Source organism: Mycetocola sp. Y171 (genome assembly GCF_056713165.1).
This window is the reverse complement of record NZ_JBWYGX010000001.1, coordinates 1,669,759-1,685,544: the sequence shown is the minus strand read 5'-3', so window position 1 is coordinate 1,685,544 and position 15,786 is coordinate 1,669,759. Positions and strand designations below refer to the sequence as shown.

Here is a 15,786-nt window from a genome sequence, read left to right as displayed (position 1 = left end):
CAGCGCCACGAAGGGTACGAGCCGGACAGCGACCTTCTTGATGGCGGATTTTTCGACCGCGGACTGCGCGGGAATCGTCTGTGTGGAGGAGGCCACATTAACTCCTTTGGTGAGGGGGGAATTGCAACCCCCTCGGCCGAAACCCACGGTGGTCGCAGAAACAAGTATTCGCCAACTTCGCCATCCTGTCAACCGGTTGACCAATATCAGTCAACCGGTGGACATGTTTTTCGGGCCAGATCTTGTACCTTTGAGCCATGCCCGCATACCCGAATGACGCCTCGTCAGACATCGCTGCATCAATCGGCAGCCTGACCGGCGGCACCCCGGTCTCCGCGGTGGCGAAACGACTCCTGGAGATCTTCACCAAGGGCGATATCGAGCCTGGAACGCGCCTCCCTCCGGAGCGCCAGCTCGCCTCCACGCTGGGTGTCGGACGGTCCGCAGTGCGCGAGGCACTCGCCGCACTCGAGATCCTCGGCATCGTCGAGGTGCGGCCAGGTTCGGGGACGTACCTGAGGGGAGCCACCAGCGAACTCCTCCCCCAGACCCTCAGCTGGGGTCTGATGCTCGGCGAGCCGCGCACCATCGAGCTGATCGAGGTGCGGGGAGCGCTGGAGATCTACGCAGCCCGGCTGGCGGCATCCCGGATCTCCGATCAGGCGCTCGAGAGACTCGGCTCGCACCTCGCCGGGATGCGGGCCAACATCGACGACCTCGGCGCCTTCGTCGAGGCCGACCTCCAGTTCCACTCCGAGCTCGCGCGAAGCATCAACAACACCGTGCTGCTCGAACTCCTGCAAAGCATCCGGTCCCTCCTGCGCGTCTGGGTGGACCGTGCGGTTCAACAACCGGAAGAGGCCGCCGCTGCCATCCAGGAGCATGCCGCCGTGTATGCGGCGATCGCGACGCGGGATCCGGATGCCGCAGCATCTGCCATGGCCGTTCACATGAACACCGCAGGCGCCAGGCTCTCCCGGTCGATGACGCCGTAGGCACGACGGGAACACGAAATCGGCGGGCCCGCGAAAGCGGACCCGCCGATCGCCTTCGTGCGCTTACTCTTCGATCGCGAAGCTCGTGTACTTCTCGGCGTTCGTGGAGTCGATCACGATGCAGTCGATCGACTGCTTCTCTTCGGCGCCTGTCTCACCTGTGCGGATGAACTCGTCCGCCTGCTGGACGGCCAGCTGGGAGATGAGCACGGCCGGCTGCAGTCCCGTGGCGACAAGCTTGCCGTCCTTGATCGCCTGCACGGCGTCGGGGCTGCCGTCGAAACCGACGATCTTGATCTTGTCGAGCAGCCCTGCGGCCTCGACGGCGGCGACGGCGCCGAGCGCCATGGTGTCGTTGCCGGCGATGATGCCCTGGATGTCAGGGTCGCGCTGGAGCAGCGTCTCCACCTTCGAGAAGGCCTCGTCCTGGCTCCAGTTCGCGGTTTCCTTGGCCGCTGGGACCAGGTTGAGGTACTGGGAGATGACGCTCGCGAAGGCTTCGGAGCGCACTCCCGCGTTGGTGTCGGACTCCTTGCCGGTGAGCTCGATGTACTTTCCGCCGTCGGGAAGAGCGGCGACGAAGGACTCGGCGACCGCTGCAGCGCCCTGCGCGTTGTTCGCGACGATCTGCGCCTTCGCGATTCCGTTCTCGTTGATCTCACGGTCGATGAGGAAGACGGGAACGCCGGCCTCCTCGGCCTTCTTGATCGGGCCGATGGATGCGTCGGCGCCCGCGTTGTCGAGGATGATCGCCTTCGCACCCTTGCTGATCGCTGAGTCGATGAGCTCACTCTGCTTGTTCGGGTCGTCATCGTGTGAGGCGACGGAGGTCTCGTAACCGAGCTTCTCCGCCTCCGCCTTGGCGGCATCCGCTTCGGCTTTGAAGAAGGGGTTCTCCTGCGCAGGAGTGATGATCGAGATGAGGCCGCCGGCCTCGTCTGAGCCGCTGTCTGAGTCTCCTGAGCCTGAGCCGCCGGAGGCCCCCGCACAGCCGACCAGGCCGACGATGGTGAACGCTGCGACTGTCGCAGCGAGTATCTGTCGCTTCATTGCTTGGATGCCTTTCGTTTTCTTGGTGTGCCGCGGTGCTGACATCGCGGTGGGATGGAGGAAATTCAGGTGGCGGTGGTAGCCGGCGCCGGGTCGCTGTGGGAGCTGGCTGCGAGCGCAGCGTTCTTCGACCGCTTGATGCGTTGCTGTGCCTGGTCGAGCATCACCGCGAGGATGATGACGGCGCCCTTGATCGTGATCTGCCAGAACGTGGAGACTCCGACGATCACGAGACCGTCGCTGAGGAACCCGATGACGAACGCTCCGATGAGGACGCCACGAACGTTGCCCCGCCCTCCGGTGAGCGCTGCGCCACCGATGACGACCGCGGCGATGGCGTTGAGCTCGAAGGATTCTCCGAGCTGTGGCGCCGCGCTGGTCAGTTCGGACGAGATGATGAGCCCGGTCGTCGCGGCGCAGAAGCCGCTGATCATGTAGACCCGCAGTTTGACCTTTCGGACGGGGACTCCGGAGAGTTCTGCGGCGCGCTCGTTCCCACCGGTGGCGTACACCCAGCGGCCGAACGGCGTCCTCGTGAGGACGAAAGCGGCCACAAGCGCGAACACCACCATGATCCAGATCGCGGTCGGGATGCCGAGGAGGCGCCCCCCGCCGATGAGCCCGAATCCGGTGTTCCCGAGCGATTCCTCACCGCCCAGCCGCGGATAGGTCGAACCGTTCGAGATGAGGAGCGCGGCCCCACGGGCGACGTACAACATGCCCAGTGTGGCGATGAACGGGGCGACGTTGAACTTCGTCACCAGAAGGCCGTTCACGTAGCCGACCAGGGTGCCGACGGCGAGCGAGCAGAGAACCACGACCCAGACCGGCGGGTAGACGACGACACCGAGGATCTCGAGCTGCCAGCCCTGGAGCAAGACACCGGCCACCACTCCGGAGAGACCGACGGTCGAGCCGACGGAGAGGTCGATGCCGCCCTTCAGGATGACGAAGAGCATGCCGAGCGCGAGGATCGCGTTGTACGCCACGTGCTTCGTCATCGTGAGCAGGTTGTTGAACGTCAGGAACGAGTCGGAGAGCAGCGCGAAGATGATGATCAGCACGATGAGGGCGATGAACGCACGCCCCTCCAGGAGGATCCCGAGGTAGTCGATCTGCCGCTTCTCCGACCCCGCCTTGCCGTTGTCGGGGCCCCGGCCGTTCGTGGACGGGCGCACGCCCGTGTTCGTTGCAGTCACTTCACGAGTCCATTCTCTGGTTCCGCAGCTTCGGTTGATTCGCCGGAGGCGACCATGAGGCCCTCGCGGTCGGTGTGTTTCGGGTCGAACTCGCCGACGATGCGCCCCTTGGAGAGCACGATCACCCGGTTGGAGACGCCGAGGGCCTCTCCGACTTCTGAGGTCGCGAAAAGGACCCCGAGTCCGCGTTTCGCTTCGCGGGCCATGAGCCCGAAGATCTCGGCCTTCGCCCCGACGTCGATCCCGCGGGAGGGCTCGTCGAGGAGGATGACGTCCGGTTCGGTCATCAGGATCTTCGAGATCACGACCTTCTGCTGATTGCCGCCGGACAGCGAGGAGATGGCTGCGCCGGGTCCTGAGGTCTTGACCTTGACGTCGGCGACGGCCTTGTCGATGCTGGCGCGTTCACTGCGCCGGTTGAGCACGATGCCTTTCGCGAAGGCGAGCAGGTTCGCGAGTGACGCGTTCTCCCCCACCGACATGGTCTGCACGAGACCGTCACGCTGTCGGTCCTCGGGAACGAGCGCGAGACCGAGCCCGATCCGCTCGGCCACCGATTCCCTGTCCAGCACCTCGCCCTTGAGCTTCACCGTTCCCGACTGGATCGGGATGCGGCCGGCAAGGGCCTCCAGGAGTTCCGTCCGACCGGCACCCATGAGCCCGTAGAGGCAGACGACTTCTCCGGCCCGGACCTCGAGCGAGAGGTCGTCGACGGCGAGTCGAGCCGGGTTGGACGGATCCGCGATCACGATGTTCTCGAGCGACAGCACGGGCTCGCCGAACTCTCCGAGGAGATCAGGCGACAGGTCGCCGACATCGCGGCCGACCATGTTGGAGATGACCCAGCTGAGGTCGATTTCGTTCCTGTCTCCGATGGCGACGAGGTCGCCGTCGCGGAAGACCACGGCGTGGTCGGCGATCTCCAGCGCCTCTTCGAGGTGGTGGGAGATGTAGACGATCGCCACATTCTCGGCCGTCAGTTCGCGGATGAGCTTGAACAGGACCTCGACTTCGCTGCCGCTCAACGCCGATGTCGGTTCGTCCATGATGAGCACACGGGCGTTGCCGGCGAGTGCGCGGGCGATCTCGACGATCTGCTGCTGTCCGAGGCGCAGGTCACCGACGAGTGTTTTCGGATCGAGCCGCTCTTCGAGGCGCTCCATCAGCCGCACGGTGGTGGCGTTCTCCGCGGCGTAGTCGATGAGAATGCCCCCACGCGCCTCTTCGCGACCCATGTAAATGTTGTCCCGCACATTGAGATTCGGTGCGAGGCTCAGTTCCTGGTGGATGATCGCGATGCCACGGGATGCCGCGTCGACGGTGTCCCGGAGCTGCAGCGGTTCGCCGTCCAGTTCGAGAGTGCCGGACGTCGGCGACTCAACGCCGCTCAGAATCTTCATCAACGTGGACTTCCCAGCACCGTTTTCGCCGAACAGCACGGTGACCGTGCCCTTGCGGATCGAAAAGTCGACGCCCTTCAGCGCGCGGGTCGCTCCATAGCTCTTCGTGATGCCGATGGCGCGCATCACGACGTCATCGGTGTCACTCACTGTTCCACCCCGAACTCGACGGGAACGACCGAGACGAGAGCCGGATTGACCCGGGTGAACGCGCCGGTGACCGTGACCGTCTTGCCCTCGAGCGTCGCCGGGTCCACATCGGCCAGCACCTGCTCCTTGACGAGAGTGTTGAGCTCGGTCGCGACCTCCTGGAACTCGAGCTGGTTGGTGAAGTCGTTGAAGTTGACGGTGCCCGTGGCATCCCGGATCGCCGTGCCGTTGATGGCCGGGCCGATCTGCACCTGGACGATGACGCCCTCGGGGAGCCCTTCGACGGTGACCGGGAGGATCGACCCGTTGGGCGCCCCCGCGACTCCCGTGAACGTGACCGGGAAGGAATAGGCGCTCGATGACCCGGCGGAGTGACCGAATTCGGCTTCGTCTGCGCCGCCGGCCAGATCGCCGAGAAGGGTGGACAGGTCGACAGCCTCGTCGGTGATCGTCTGGGCGATGTCCTCGTCGAAATGCTCGGCGGCGTAGTCGGCCGGTTCGAATGCGCCGGCCTGGGACGCCTCAGCCGACTCCTCGATCGAGAGCACCCTGGTGCTGGCGATCGCCGCTCCGACGACGACCAGCGCGATCACCGCCCCGGTGAGCTTTACGAACAGTCGGCGTCGCGGTGCTGAGAGGGTCATCGACCGCTCCTTTGCGGGTCAGGCACATCGAGGGCGTCGGCGACAGTGTCGTCGGCGGTTCTGAGGTGCTGCGTTATATCGATTTCATGGACGGGCGTGCCCATCCTGTACCACTCCACCGGTTTTGGTCAACCGGTTTGTCTCTTTTCCTCGTAATATGTCTGTGATGCGTGCAGAGCCCGCCGGCGCACCCGGCACAGGCCACACGGGTCTCGATCAAAGGAGATGGACAAGTGACTGGACGACTACACGGCAAGACGACGCTCGTGACCGGGGCAGGGTCGGGAATCGGTCGATCGGTCGCAGAGCGATTCGCCCGGGAGGGCGCGGTTGCCGTCATCTCTGATCGCGACCGTGACGCCGCAAGGGCCGTCGCCTCGGCGATCCCCGGGTCGATCGCGCTTGAGCTCGACATCTCCGACGAGTCGAGTGTCGAAGCAGGCTTCGCGGAGCTCGCGAGAACGGGCAACATCCCCGACGTGGTCGTGGCCAATGCCGGCGTGCAGCTGTTCGGCCACGATGCCCCGATCGCCGACCTCTCGCTCGAGGCCTGGAAACGCACGATCGATGTGAACCTCACCGGCACGTTCCTCACGGTCAAGCACGCGGTGCGGGCCATGCTCGGTCGCGGCGGTTCGATCATCCTCACCGGAAGCCCGACCGGTCTGAACGGCGAGGGCAGGGACTTCACGGCGTACTCGTCCTCCAAAGCGGGCATCCACGGGATGGGCCGCACCGTCGCCGCCGCATATGCCGCCGAGGGCATCCGCGTGAACACCGTGGTCCCCGGGTACACCGAGACCCCGCTGGTCACCGCGATCTCGGGGAACGCCGAAGCACGCGCTGCCATCGTGTCCCGTATCCCGGTCGGCCGCGCCGGCCGGGCAGAAGATGTCGAAGGGATCATGGTCTATCTCGCCAGCGATGAGTCCACGTTCGCCACCGGCGCGATCTTCCGCGTCGACGGCGGCATGACTTCCCTGTAGGCCCACCATGTCCATGAAATCGTCAGCGAAACCATCCTGGACCGGAAGCGTCCGGCCGCCGACGGACCTCCTCCTCGCCCGGGAGGCCGGGGAGACCACACTCGTTCACGGTCGGTGGTCGCTGTCTCTTCGCGGTGCCGAGCTCGACGACATCACCTACGACGGTGTCCCCGTCCTCCGAAGCATCCGTCTCATCGTGCGCGACGAGGACTGGGGCACCCTGCCGTTGCAGCTGGACGGCGCAGAACCCCCACGCGGCCTCGGCACCGGATCCGTGCTCACCCTGCGTGGGCGTGCCGGGGATGGAGTCGGAGTCTGCTCCTGGACCCTTTCGGTGCGGATCGACGATGGCACACTTCAGGTGGCTGCGCGGGTGGAGGCGACCAGCCGTTTCCGGCGCAACCGGCTCGGCCTCATCGTGCTGCACCCGCCACAGCTGGCCGGTCGCTCGTTCGGCGTCGACCACCTTGACGGCTCGGCAACCACGACGGTGTTCCCGGAGCACATCTCCCCCCATCAGCCGGCGCAGGACATCACCGCGCTGTCGTGGCGGGCCGGTGCTGGCGACCACGGGCCAGCCGTCGACAGCGTTCTCCGTTTCTCGGGTGACGTCTTCGAGATGGAAGACCAGCGCAACTGGACCGACGCCTCCTACAAGACCTACTCGACACCGCTGTCGATCCCGTTCCCGGTCGATCTCGAACCGGGAACGGTCGTCGAGCAGGCGGTCGAGCTGCAGTGCACGAGCGCCGATCCGGCCGACAGCCCAACCAACGACGGCGTAACGGAGAGCCCCGCACACGCTCGGGCGACGTTCGGACCACCGGATGCCACGGTGCGACTACCGGCGATCACGACATCCGTATCGAGCGGACCAGCCACGGGCGCGCCGATCCCCGCGGCGTTCGGGCCGCTGCTCTGCGAGCTGGATCCTGCCACGGCCAACTGGAGCGCAGTCCTCGACCGCGCGGCGATCGAATCCGGAGGGCGGCCGCTCGACCTGCGGCTCATCGTCGGGCACCCCCGGGAGATCGAGCCCGTGCTCGACCGACTCCTCGGCGCCGGCGTGGCGACCGCCAGGATCGGCGTCTTCGACCGGCGAACCCATCTCTCAGAAGCAGGGCTCCTGGCAGACGTCCGGAAGCGACTCGACGATCGTGGGATCCCAACTGAGCTGCTCTGCGGCACCCGCGCGCATTTCACCGAACTCAACCGGAACCACTCGCGGCTGACGGAGTGGGACGGCCCGCTGACGTTCAGCATCACGCCGTTCATGCACGACAGGGCAGGGCATCAGCTCGTCGAGTCCCTGGCGATGCAGCGACTCGTCGTGGGCGAAGCGCTGGCGATTGCGGATGGCCGTCCGGTGCACGTCGGCCCGATCACGCTCGGAGCGCGATTCAACGCCGTCGCAACATCCGCTCCCCCTGTGCCCCGGTCCGACACCCTCGACGAGGGATTCGGGCCCGAGCTGGTCGATGGGGCCACCGACATCCGGCAGGCCGCACGGTCACTCGGAGCGTGGGTTCTCGCAAGTGTCGCCGCGCTTGCCGTCGATGGGGTGGCATCCGTGTCGTACTTCGAAGCATCCGGACGTCGCGGACTCTCCGACGCGGACGGCCGGAGGACCCCGGCTGCGGAGGTGCTCGGGTGGATCGCGGAACTCTCCGGCGGCGCGGTCGCCCCGCTCGAGTCCGCCCATCCGGCGATCGTCGGGCTGGCCATCTCGAAGGCGGGCAACCTCGAGGACGACTCGACGGGCATCGTCGGAAACCTCGGCGACGTCGCACTGACGGTGGCGATCGACGGAGTGGACGCGTTCGCGCTCGGGCCCGGTGCGGTCCAGCGCGTATCCTTCAGAGCCGGGCCATGATGACGGACGGAGAAGGTGAGCCGATGACGCACAGCTTCGAGAAGGACTATTGGGAACGGCACTGGGAGGAGTCCCAGGACGCGTCGGGTTCCAACCTGCGCGGAAGCGCACCGAACCCGTACCTCGTTGAGGAGACGCGCGGCCTCGAACCGGGCACGGCGCTGGATGCCGGATGCGGCGCCGGCGCGGAAGCCATCTGGCTGGCCGGGCGAGGCTGGCAGGTGAGCGCAGCAGACATCTCGTCGAGCGCGCTCGCCCAGGCATCCGAGCGCGCCGAAGCGGCGTCGGTCACCGACCGCGTGACCTGGATCGAGGCGGATCTGACCGTCTGGGAGCCGGCCAAGCGGTTCGATCTCGTGACGACCAACTACGCGCATCCGACGATCCCTCAACTGAAGTTCTACGAGCGCATCGCGGAGTGGGTGGCCCTAGGTGGAACGCTGTTGATCGTCGGGCACCTCCACGTCCCCGACTCCACGGAAGCCGATCATCATCCTCCTGAGAAAGCAACAGCGACGCTCGAGAACATCATCCGCGGCCTCGACTCCGGTTCGTGGCGCATCGACACGGCCGAAGAGCGCACGCGGAGCACTGGCACGCACACGGGGCGGACCCTGAATGACGTCATCGTGCGGGCGACGCGGACTTCCTGAACGGTTGCCCGCGATCCGTGCGGAGTCAGGGCGACTCGTCGTTGGCGACGGCCTCGATCCAGTCGGACTCCTTGTCGGAGAGGTGGATGCCGTCGACCGTGCCGCCAGCGCTTTCGATCTCGGCACGTATCTCGGGGGTGACGGCTTCACCGTTGTTCGCGATCAGCCACTCCCTGGTCGAAGCGCGTAGTGCCTGCCACCACTGTTCAATGCTCATGGGGGCAGTCTGCCAGTCCTGGGCTAGGCCGGGTAGATGGTCACGGAGCCTCTGTCGAATGAAAAGTAGACCGTCGTGCCTGTCTCGATTCCCGCATCCGCGACGGCCGCAGGTGTGAGGTCTGCCGAGATGATCTCCGACCGAACACGAATGACGTCGCCGCGAGGTTCCATGTCGATCACAGTCCCGCCGATCCGGTTGTCTGCTTGATCCGATCGACCGAGGGATACCCGCACGGCCGACGGACGAACAGTCGCGGCGACCCGTGACCCGTGAGCTGCGACGCTCGGCCCGGTGGTGAGGATGTCGATGCCCGAGTCGGTGGTCATCCCGGTGGCTGTGCGCACCCCGTGAAGCAGATTCAGGGCGGCAAGGTGGGCCGTGAAGGCGGTACGCGGTCGATCGAGGGTGTCGCGGGTCGGTCCGTGTTCGACGACCGCACCGTCCGCGAGGACGTAGACACGGTCGGCGAGCATGAGTGCGTCGAGGATGTCGTGGGTGACGAGGATGGCTGTGCGGTCGCGGAGCACGCGCGCCAGCATTCGACGGAGCGCGGGCGCGACCGAAATGTCGAGAGCGGCCATCGGTTCGTCCAGGAGCAGAAGCTCGGGCTCCGAGGCGAGAGCGCGGGCGACGGCGACGCGCTGGGCTTGTCCTCCGGAGAGTTCGCCCGGTCTGCGGTCCGCGAACTCCAGGCCGTCGACTTCCGTCAGCCAGTGTCGAGCGAGATCCTGCGCGGCGGCACGGTGCATCCCCTTGCTGCGAGCACCGAAAGCGACGTTCTCGAGCACGGTCAGGTGAGGGAAGAGGTCGGCGTCCTGGGCAAGCATCGAGACACCGCGGCCGTGGGGAGGAGTCCACACGTTCCTGCTGCCGGCATCGAGATCGAACAGGACGCGTCCGTCGAGTTCTGCGCGACCCCTCTCGGGGCGGAGCAACCCGGCGATGACGTTCAGCAGCGTCGATTTGCCTGCACCGTTGGGTCCGAGGATCGCGACGGTCTCCCCGGGTTCCACGCCGAGGGACATCCGGAATCGCCGCTCGGGCACGGCCGCTGAGAAGGTGAAGCTCATCGGGGTCCACCCCGTCCGACCAGCGAAAGGCTGCTGGCTTGGTGGGCGAAACTCACGACGAGGACGGCCACGACGACGAGGACGAGAGCGAGGGCCACCGCGACATCAGGGTCGATCTCGCGCTGGAGGTAGATCTCCAGCGGGAGCGTCCGGGTGGTGCCCTGCAGGCTCCCCGCGAATGCGAGGGTGGCGCCGAATTCGCCGAGCGCCCTGGCGAACGACAGGACGGCGCCGGAGACGAGCGCCGGGGTGACCAGCGGAAGGGTGATCCGCCGCAGGACGGTGGTGGGTTTCGCGCCGAGGGTCGCCGCGATCCCTTCGAACCTCGTCCCGACCGTTCTCAGCGCCCCTTCGAGGCTGAGCACCAGGAAGGGCAGCGCCACGAAGGTCTGCGCGAGAACCACGGCCGTAGTCGAGAACGCGATGTCGATGCCGAGGAACTCGAGGCTCGACCCGAGGAGTCCCCGTCTGCCGAAGGTGTACAGCAGGGCGATTCCGCCGACCACCGGCGGAAGCACCAGCGGCAGGAGCACCAGTGACCGCAGCACCTTCTGTCCGGGGAATCGTGCCCGTGCCAGCGCGAGCGCCAGCGGCACTCCAAAGACGACGCACAGCAGGGTGGCAGCGACCGACGTGCGAAGACTCAGCCAGAGTGCGGCGATCGACGACTCCGACGTGATCAGCGGGACGAACTCGGCCCAGTTCACCCGGGTGACCATCGCGATCAGCGGCAGCACGAGGAAGAGAGCGCCGACGGCGGCGACCGCCGCAATCCAGCGCGGAACACCCGCGAATGCTGTCTGGCCCGGTTTCACGATGTCATGGCCTGCCGAATCCGGCTGCTTCGAACACGGACCGTCCGGCATCCCCTGTGATGAATGCGACGAACGCCTCAGCCACGTCCGCAGCCCCGGATGCCGTCAGCGTGGCGATCGGGTAGGTGTTCACCGCCTCACCCGCCCCGTCGAACTCGATGCCTTTCACCGCATCACCGGCTGCGATGACATCCGTGACGTACACGAGGCCGGCGTCCGCCTCACCCGAAGTGACCTTGCCGAGCACATCAGTCACAGACGACTCCTCGCTGACGGGCCTCAGCACGACACCCGTCGCTTCCTCGACCGTCACGGTCGCAGCACCGCACGGGACCTCGGGAGCACAGACGACCAGCCGCACGTCGGCGTCGGCGAGGTCGGCGAACGTCTCGATACCTGCGGGGTTCTCCGGAGGGACCGCGATCTGGAGGACGTTGGTCGCGAAGTCGGTGGGCTCGCCGTCGAGGAGGTTCTCCTCGGTCAGCCTCGCCATGTTCTTCCCGTCGGCGGAGGCGAACACGTCGGCGGGCGCACCCTCGATGATCTGCGTGGCCAGGTCTGCCGAGCCGGCGACGTTGAGATCGACGGATGCCCCGGGGTGTGCGTTCTCGAATTCGGCAGCCAGTTCGGTGAATGTCGACGTGAGCGATGCAGCCGCGAACACGGTGATCGAGCCGGAAAGAGCATCGTCAGGGTGTCGTGGTGACGGTTCACCGCTCGAGCAGGCGCCGAGCCCGACAGCGACGGCCGCAGCGAGCAGGACTCCGGGAACCTTCCGGCGCATCCGCTAGACCTTCCCCCCGGGGGTCTCCACCATGACCGTCGTCGCCTTCACCACCGCGATGGCCACCGACCCGAGCTCCAGCCCGAGTTCCCGCACGGCCTCGCTGCTCATCAGGGAGACGACGCGGTGCGGGCCGCACTGCAGCTCGACCTGCGCCATGACTGTGTCGACGACGATGTCGGTGACCAGCCCGACGAACCTGTTGCGTGCCGACCGACCGATTTCTGAAGGATCAGCGGGCAGGACGGCATTCTTGCGCGCGAGGTGCGCCAGCTCGAGGCCGTCGACGACTGTCCGACCTGACTCGTCCTTGCCACTCGAAAGCAGCTCGTTGTCGATCCACCGACGGACGGTGTCATCGCTCACACCGAGATATAGTGCTGCATTTTTCACGCTTATCTGCGACATAGGACTCATGCTATCGCCGCATTCGCGGAGAAAGGAGCGTACCGGTGACGCATCAGCGGCTTCGACTCAGATCGAGCCGCGAATGCGGGCGATCTCGCCTGCACGGAGTTGGACCAGCGTGAGGTCAAGCAACGGGGTATCGATTCCCCGTGCCGCCGCGCGGAACGCGTAGTCGCCGAGAATGTGCTCGGTTTCCGTCGGGTTGCCGGCAGCCGCGTCGCGGTACAGCGACGACGTGAACGAGGAGCCCGGCTCTGTCAGCAGCCCGACCGCCTGCTCGTGCGCGCTCGAACTCACCGGATGCCCGGCTGCCGCCGCGACCGCTTCCGTCTCATCGATCGCAGCGTGAATGTAGCCCAGTCCGCCGGCCTCGATGACGTCGCCCACCGAGCCACGGAACAGGCAGCTCACGACTCCGGCCGCGGCGATGAACGCCCATTTGGCCCAGAGCGCTCCGACCACATCGTGTGACTCCGTGACCTCGATTCCCTGCACACGCATCACGTCCATGACGGCATCGAAGTTCTCGGGGCGCTCACCGAGCGGGCCAAGCGTCATGGTCGCGAGCGGGGTCATCTGCACGATCTCATCGCCCCGCACCGTCGCCACGATCTTGACGAGCCCGCCGAGGACGCGATCGCCGAACCTCGCCTGCAGCTGGTCGATATGGGCCATGCCGTTGAGGAACGGAATGACGAACGTGTCGTCCCCGACCACCGGTGCGATGTCGTCGATCACAGCCGGGAATCCGTTGGACTTCACCGCGACGATGACGATGTCGAACGGCTCCGACACCTCGGCGGCGGTGATCACCCGCACGGGATTCATCCGTTTGCCGTCCGGCGCGTCGAACGTCAGGCCGTGGTCGCGAAGAGCGGCGGCACGATTCGGGCGGACCAGGTAGGTGACCTCGCGGCCGGCCTCCTGGAGTCGGGTTCCGAACGCTCCGCCGGTCGCGCCGGCTCCAGCCATGAGTACACGCATCATTCGCTCGATTCGGTGGTGGGGAGGAAGGTCGGTCCAGCCCTCAGTATCCCAGCACGACACGCGAAGACGGATGCCGGTGGCCACGTGCACAGCGATGGGAATACATGCGCAGTCATGTTGTTTGACTTCGGTGAGACACCGCAGAAAGGCGGACACAATGCAGTTCGGAATCTTCACCGTCGGCGACATCGCCCCTGACCCGACCACCGGTTACACGCAGAGCGAGGCTGAGCGCATCAGCAACATCGTTCGCGTCGCGCAACGCGCCGATGAGGTCGGGTTGGATGTGTTCGCCATCGGGGAGCACCACAATCCCCCCTTCGTCCCTTCATCCCCCACGACGCTTCTCGGCCACATCGCCGCGCTGACCAAGCAGATCATGTTGAGCACCTCTGTCACCCTGATGACGACGAACGACCCGGTCAAGATCGCCGAGGACTACGCCATGCTGCAGCACGTGGCCAAAGGCAGGCTCGACCTCATGGTCGGCCGCGGCAACACCGTCCCGGTCTACCCCTGGTTCGGCAAGGACATCCGACAGGGCGTCGCCCTCGCGTTGGAGAACTACAACCTGCTCCACCGCCTGTGGCGGGAGGATGTCGTGGACTGGGAAGGAACGTTCCGCACCCCGCTGCAGGGCTTCACCTCCACTCCCCGTCCACTCGACGACGTCCCGCCGTTCGTCTGGCACGGCTCCATCCGCACGCCGGAGATCGCCGAACAGGCCGCGTACTACGGCAACGGATACTTCGCCAATCACATCCTCGCCCCGAACCTGCACTTCAAGCCGCTGGTCGACTTCTACCGCGAACGCTTTGAGCACTACGGCCACGGGACGAAGGAGCAGGCGATCGTCGGCCTCGGTGGTCAGGCGTTCATCGCCAGACGTTCGCAGGATGCCGTGAGGACATTCCGACCGTATTTCGAGAACTACCCGGTGTTCAGGGGCAGCTCACTCGACGACTACATGTCCCGCACACCGTTGACGGTCGGCAGCCCCCAGGAGGTCATCGACAAGACGCTGACCTTCCAGGAGGGCTTCGGCGACTACCAGCGCCAACTCTTCGCCGTCGACGGACTCGCGCTTCCCCTGGAGATGGCGCTGGAGCAGGTCGAGCTGCTCGGCACCGAAGTCGTGCCAGTGTTGCGCAAGGAGATGGCGTCCAGGCGCGCAGCCGGAGCATCCGATGCCCCGACCCATTCCAGCCTCATCACCGAGAAGTACGGTGACGCAGAGCCCCGACAGCCCCGCCCGAACCCGAACCGCGGCGACAACCTCTCCGGCGCCTCGCCCTATCAGGACAGCCCGGCCGATGTGCGGGCGTCGTTCCCGCTGGCGGTGTGAGGGTGATCAGCGACAAACGCCTCGCCAACGAAGCCTGGGAGGCGTACTTCCGCGCCCAGGCCACCCTCGCGCAGGAGTTCAGCGAGTCCGACATCTGGCACGGCCTGCAGCCGAAGGAGTATGCCGTGCTCCACGCGCTCTCCACCGCACCTGACGGGCTCAGGATCACCGAGCTGGGTGACGACGTGCTCCTCACCCAGCCCGGGATGTCCCGGCTCATCGCACGCCTCGAAGAGCGCGGACTCGTCGAACGACGTGGCGATGTCGCAGACGCGCGCGCGCGTCGCATCCGCCTTACCGCAGACGGCGTCGCCAGCCAGCGGCTCGTCGGCCGTGCGCTGACCGGCACGATCGCCGGGGCGATGACCCGCGCCCTCGACACCGACCAACTGATCACACTCCGCGACCTCAGCCTGACCCTTCTCGCCGGTGCGAGTGGAACCGCCGCCGACGTGCAGCGTGCAGCCATTGAAAGGACATTCTCATGACCATCGGCCAGTCCATCGCGCTCGAGACGACGACAGACGGCACCCCGGTGCGTCTGGTCGTGGTCAGCGCGGGGGTCAGCGACCCGTCATCCACTCGCCTGCTCGCCGATCGCACCGCGCAGAAGACACTCGACCTGCTGCGCGAAGGTGGGATTCAGGCATCCGTCGGCGTCATCGAACTCGGTCCGCTCGCGGTCGATATCGCCCAGGCCATCGTCTCGGGTTTCCCCAACGAGCGGGTGCAGGCGGCGATCGAACGCCTTGCCTCCGCAGACGCCGTGATCGCCAGCACCCCTGTGTACAAAGCCGGCATCAGTGGCCTGTTCAAATCGTTCGCCGACCTGTTAGACAACGACCTGCTCATCGCCAAACCGGTCATCCTCGCCGCAACGGCCGGGACCTCCAGGCACGCCATGGTCGTCGACGAGCACCTGCGACCACTCTTCGCCTTCCTCCGTGCCCTGCCCGTGCCGACAGGGCTGTTCGCCGCGCCGGACGATTGGGGCTCTTCAGCGCTCGGGGACCGCATCGAAAGGGCCGCCACCGAACTCCTCCTGTTCCTGCGCAGCGGAGTCGGCCGGTCGATCGCCGACGACGCCTGGGCCGGGTACCAGCACCAGTTCTCGGGCAACGCGACGCGGTCAGAGCGCGCCGCGTCGGATGTCGATTTCGATACCGACCTCATGCGACTCGCGGCGGGCGGCGGAATCTCCCGCTAG

Annotated in this window: 17 protein-coding genes; 7 read left to right on the top strand and 10 right to left on the bottom strand. The window is 66.3% G+C overall.

Going from position 1 to position 15,786, the window contains the following annotated elements; all coding sequences use genetic code 11:
• The first annotated feature begins 257 nt into the window (after positions 1-257).
• Positions 258-995, top strand: a complete 738-nt coding sequence (locus AC1M2K_RS08100; RefSeq protein WP_480238547.1) for a FadR/GntR family transcriptional regulator — start codon at positions 258-260, stop codon at positions 993-995.
• A 63-nt stretch (positions 996-1,058) separates the two neighbouring features.
• Here AC1M2K_RS08100 and AC1M2K_RS08095 read toward each other — a convergent pair whose 3' ends face one another.
• From AC1M2K_RS08095 to AC1M2K_RS08080, 4 genes are all read right to left on the bottom strand, one after another.
• A complete protein-coding gene (locus AC1M2K_RS08095; protein ID WP_480240568.1) occupies positions 1,059-2,045 on the bottom strand; it encodes a substrate-binding domain-containing protein in 987 nt (328 codons plus the stop codon).
• A 65-nt stretch (positions 2,046-2,110) separates the two neighbouring features.
• A complete protein-coding gene (locus tag AC1M2K_RS08090) occupies positions 2,111-3,244 on the bottom strand; it encodes an ABC transporter permease (RefSeq protein WP_480238549.1) in 1,134 nt (377 codons plus the stop codon).
• The gene (locus AC1M2K_RS08085; RefSeq protein ID WP_480240567.1) at positions 3,241-4,794 is read right to left on the bottom strand and encodes a sugar ABC transporter ATP-binding protein; all 1,554 of its coding nucleotides are present in this window, start codon (positions 4,792-4,794) and stop codon (positions 3,241-3,243) included. Before AC1M2K_RS08085 ends, AC1M2K_RS08090 begins: the two co-directional genes overlap by 4 nt.
• Complete coding sequence (locus tag AC1M2K_RS08080; protein ID WP_480240566.1) at positions 4,791-5,438, bottom strand: DUF2291 family protein; 648 nt, start codon at positions 5,436-5,438, stop codon at positions 4,791-4,793. Before AC1M2K_RS08080 ends, AC1M2K_RS08085 begins: the two co-directional genes overlap by 4 nt.
• A 233-nt stretch (positions 5,439-5,671) precedes the next feature.
• On the opposite strand from AC1M2K_RS08080, the gene AC1M2K_RS08075 reads away from it, so the two are divergent.
• Genes AC1M2K_RS08075 through AC1M2K_RS08065 form a run of 3 tightly spaced genes read left to right on the top strand, consistent with a single transcriptional unit; the run spans position 5,672 to position 8,950 of the window.
• On the top strand, positions 5,672-6,424 hold the full coding sequence (locus tag AC1M2K_RS08075; RefSeq protein ID WP_480240565.1) for an SDR family NAD(P)-dependent oxidoreductase: 753 nt from the start codon (positions 5,672-5,674) through the stop codon (positions 6,422-6,424).
• Between the two features lie 7 nt (positions 6,425-6,431).
• Positions 6,432-8,297 carry a D-apionate lactonase family protein gene (locus tag AC1M2K_RS08070; protein WP_480240564.1) on the top strand — a complete coding sequence of 622 codons (1,866 nt, stop codon included), beginning with the start codon at positions 6,432-6,434 and terminating at the stop codon, positions 8,295-8,297.
• 23 nt (positions 8,298-8,320) lie between these two features.
• A complete protein-coding gene (locus AC1M2K_RS08065; RefSeq protein ID WP_480240563.1) occupies positions 8,321-8,950 on the top strand; it encodes a class I SAM-dependent methyltransferase in 630 nt (209 codons plus the stop codon).
• Between the two features lie 25 nt (positions 8,951-8,975).
• On the opposite strand, the gene AC1M2K_RS08060 is transcribed toward AC1M2K_RS08065, so the two are convergent.
• From AC1M2K_RS08060 to AC1M2K_RS08035, 6 genes are all read right to left on the bottom strand, one after another.
• Positions 8,976-9,167: a hypothetical protein gene (locus AC1M2K_RS08060; RefSeq protein ID WP_480238555.1), complete on the bottom strand. Its 192-nt coding sequence runs from the start codon at positions 9,165-9,167 to the stop codon at positions 8,976-8,978.
• Between the two features lie 23 nt (positions 9,168-9,190).
• Positions 9,191-10,240 (bottom strand): sulfate/molybdate ABC transporter ATP-binding protein, encoded by a 1,050-nt coding sequence (locus AC1M2K_RS08055; RefSeq protein ID WP_480240562.1) that lies wholly within the window; start codon positions 10,238-10,240, stop codon positions 9,191-9,193.
• Positions 10,237-11,055, bottom strand: a complete 819-nt coding sequence (locus AC1M2K_RS08050; RefSeq protein ID WP_480240561.1) for an ABC transporter permease — start codon at positions 11,053-11,055, stop codon at positions 10,237-10,239. The genes AC1M2K_RS08055 and AC1M2K_RS08050 overlap by 4 nt, the downstream gene beginning before the upstream one ends.
• Positions 11,056-11,059: 4 nt before the next feature.
• Positions 11,060-11,839, bottom strand: coding sequence for a molybdate ABC transporter substrate-binding protein (gene modA / locus AC1M2K_RS08045; RefSeq protein WP_480240560.1), 780 nt, complete (start codon positions 11,837-11,839; stop codon positions 11,060-11,062).
• Positions 11,840-11,842: 3 nt separating this feature from the next.
• Entirely contained in the window at positions 11,843-12,247 is a 405-nt protein-coding gene (locus AC1M2K_RS08040) for a TOBE domain-containing protein (protein WP_480240559.1), read from the bottom strand.
• A gap of 66 nt (positions 12,248-12,313) precedes the next feature.
• Complete coding sequence (locus AC1M2K_RS08035) at positions 12,314-13,234, bottom strand: ketopantoate reductase family protein (protein WP_480240558.1); 921 nt, start codon at positions 13,232-13,234, stop codon at positions 12,314-12,316.
• A 157-nt stretch (positions 13,235-13,391) separates the two neighbouring features.
• Here AC1M2K_RS08035 and AC1M2K_RS08030 point away from each other — a divergent pair, with 157 nt between their 5' ends.
• Genes AC1M2K_RS08030 through AC1M2K_RS08020 form a run of 3 tightly spaced genes read left to right on the top strand, consistent with a single transcriptional unit; the run spans position 13,392 to position 15,786 of the window.
• Entirely contained in the window at positions 13,392-14,579 is a 1,188-nt protein-coding gene (locus AC1M2K_RS08030; RefSeq protein WP_480238561.1) for a CE1758 family FMN-dependent luciferase-like monooxygenase, read from the top strand.
• Complete coding sequence (locus AC1M2K_RS08025; protein WP_480240557.1) at positions 14,576-15,067, top strand: MarR family winged helix-turn-helix transcriptional regulator; 492 nt, start codon at positions 14,576-14,578, stop codon at positions 15,065-15,067. The genes AC1M2K_RS08030 and AC1M2K_RS08025 overlap by 4 nt, the downstream gene beginning before the upstream one ends.
• The gene (locus tag AC1M2K_RS08020) at positions 15,064-15,786 is read left to right on the top strand and encodes a CE1759 family FMN reductase (protein WP_480240556.1); all 723 of its coding nucleotides are present in this window, start codon (positions 15,064-15,066) and stop codon (positions 15,784-15,786) included. The genes AC1M2K_RS08025 and AC1M2K_RS08020 overlap by 4 nt, the downstream gene beginning before the upstream one ends.

Coding starts and splice junctions, on each gene's coding strand:
- AC1M2K_RS08100 (WP_480238547.1), top strand. CDS start 258: ATGCCCGCATACCCGAATGACGCCTCGTCAGACATCGCTGCATCAATC.
- AC1M2K_RS08095 (WP_480240568.1), bottom strand. CDS start 2,045: ATGAAGCGACAGATACTCGCTGCGACAGTCGCAGCGTTCACCATCGTC.
- AC1M2K_RS08080 (WP_480240566.1), bottom strand. CDS start 5,438: ATGACCCTCTCAGCACCGCGACGCCGACTGTTCGTAAAGCTCACCGGG.
- AC1M2K_RS08070 (WP_480240564.1), top strand. CDS start 6,432: ATGTCCATGAAATCGTCAGCGAAACCATCCTGGACCGGAAGCGTCCGG.
- AC1M2K_RS08065 (WP_480240563.1), top strand. CDS start 8,321: ATGACGCACAGCTTCGAGAAGGACTATTGGGAACGGCACTGGGAGGAG.
- AC1M2K_RS08060 (WP_480238555.1), bottom strand. CDS start 9,167: ATGAGCATTGAACAGTGGTGGCAGGCACTACGCGCTTCGACCAGGGAG.
- AC1M2K_RS08055 (WP_480240562.1), bottom strand. CDS start 10,240: ATGAGCTTCACCTTCTCAGCGGCCGTGCCCGAGCGGCGATTCCGGATG.
- modA (WP_480240560.1), bottom strand. CDS start 11,839: ATGCGCCGGAAGGTTCCCGGAGTCCTGCTCGCTGCGGCCGTCGCTGTC.
- AC1M2K_RS08040 (WP_480240559.1), bottom strand. CDS start 12,247: ATGTCGCAGATAAGCGTGAAAAATGCAGCACTATATCTCGGTGTGAGC.
- AC1M2K_RS08035 (WP_480240558.1), bottom strand. CDS start 13,234: ATGATGCGTGTACTCATGGCTGGAGCCGGCGCGACCGGCGGAGCGTTC.
- AC1M2K_RS08030 (WP_480238561.1), top strand. CDS start 13,392: ATGCAGTTCGGAATCTTCACCGTCGGCGACATCGCCCCTGACCCGACC.
- AC1M2K_RS08020 (WP_480240556.1), top strand. CDS start 15,064: ATGACCATCGGCCAGTCCATCGCGCTCGAGACGACGACAGACGGCACC.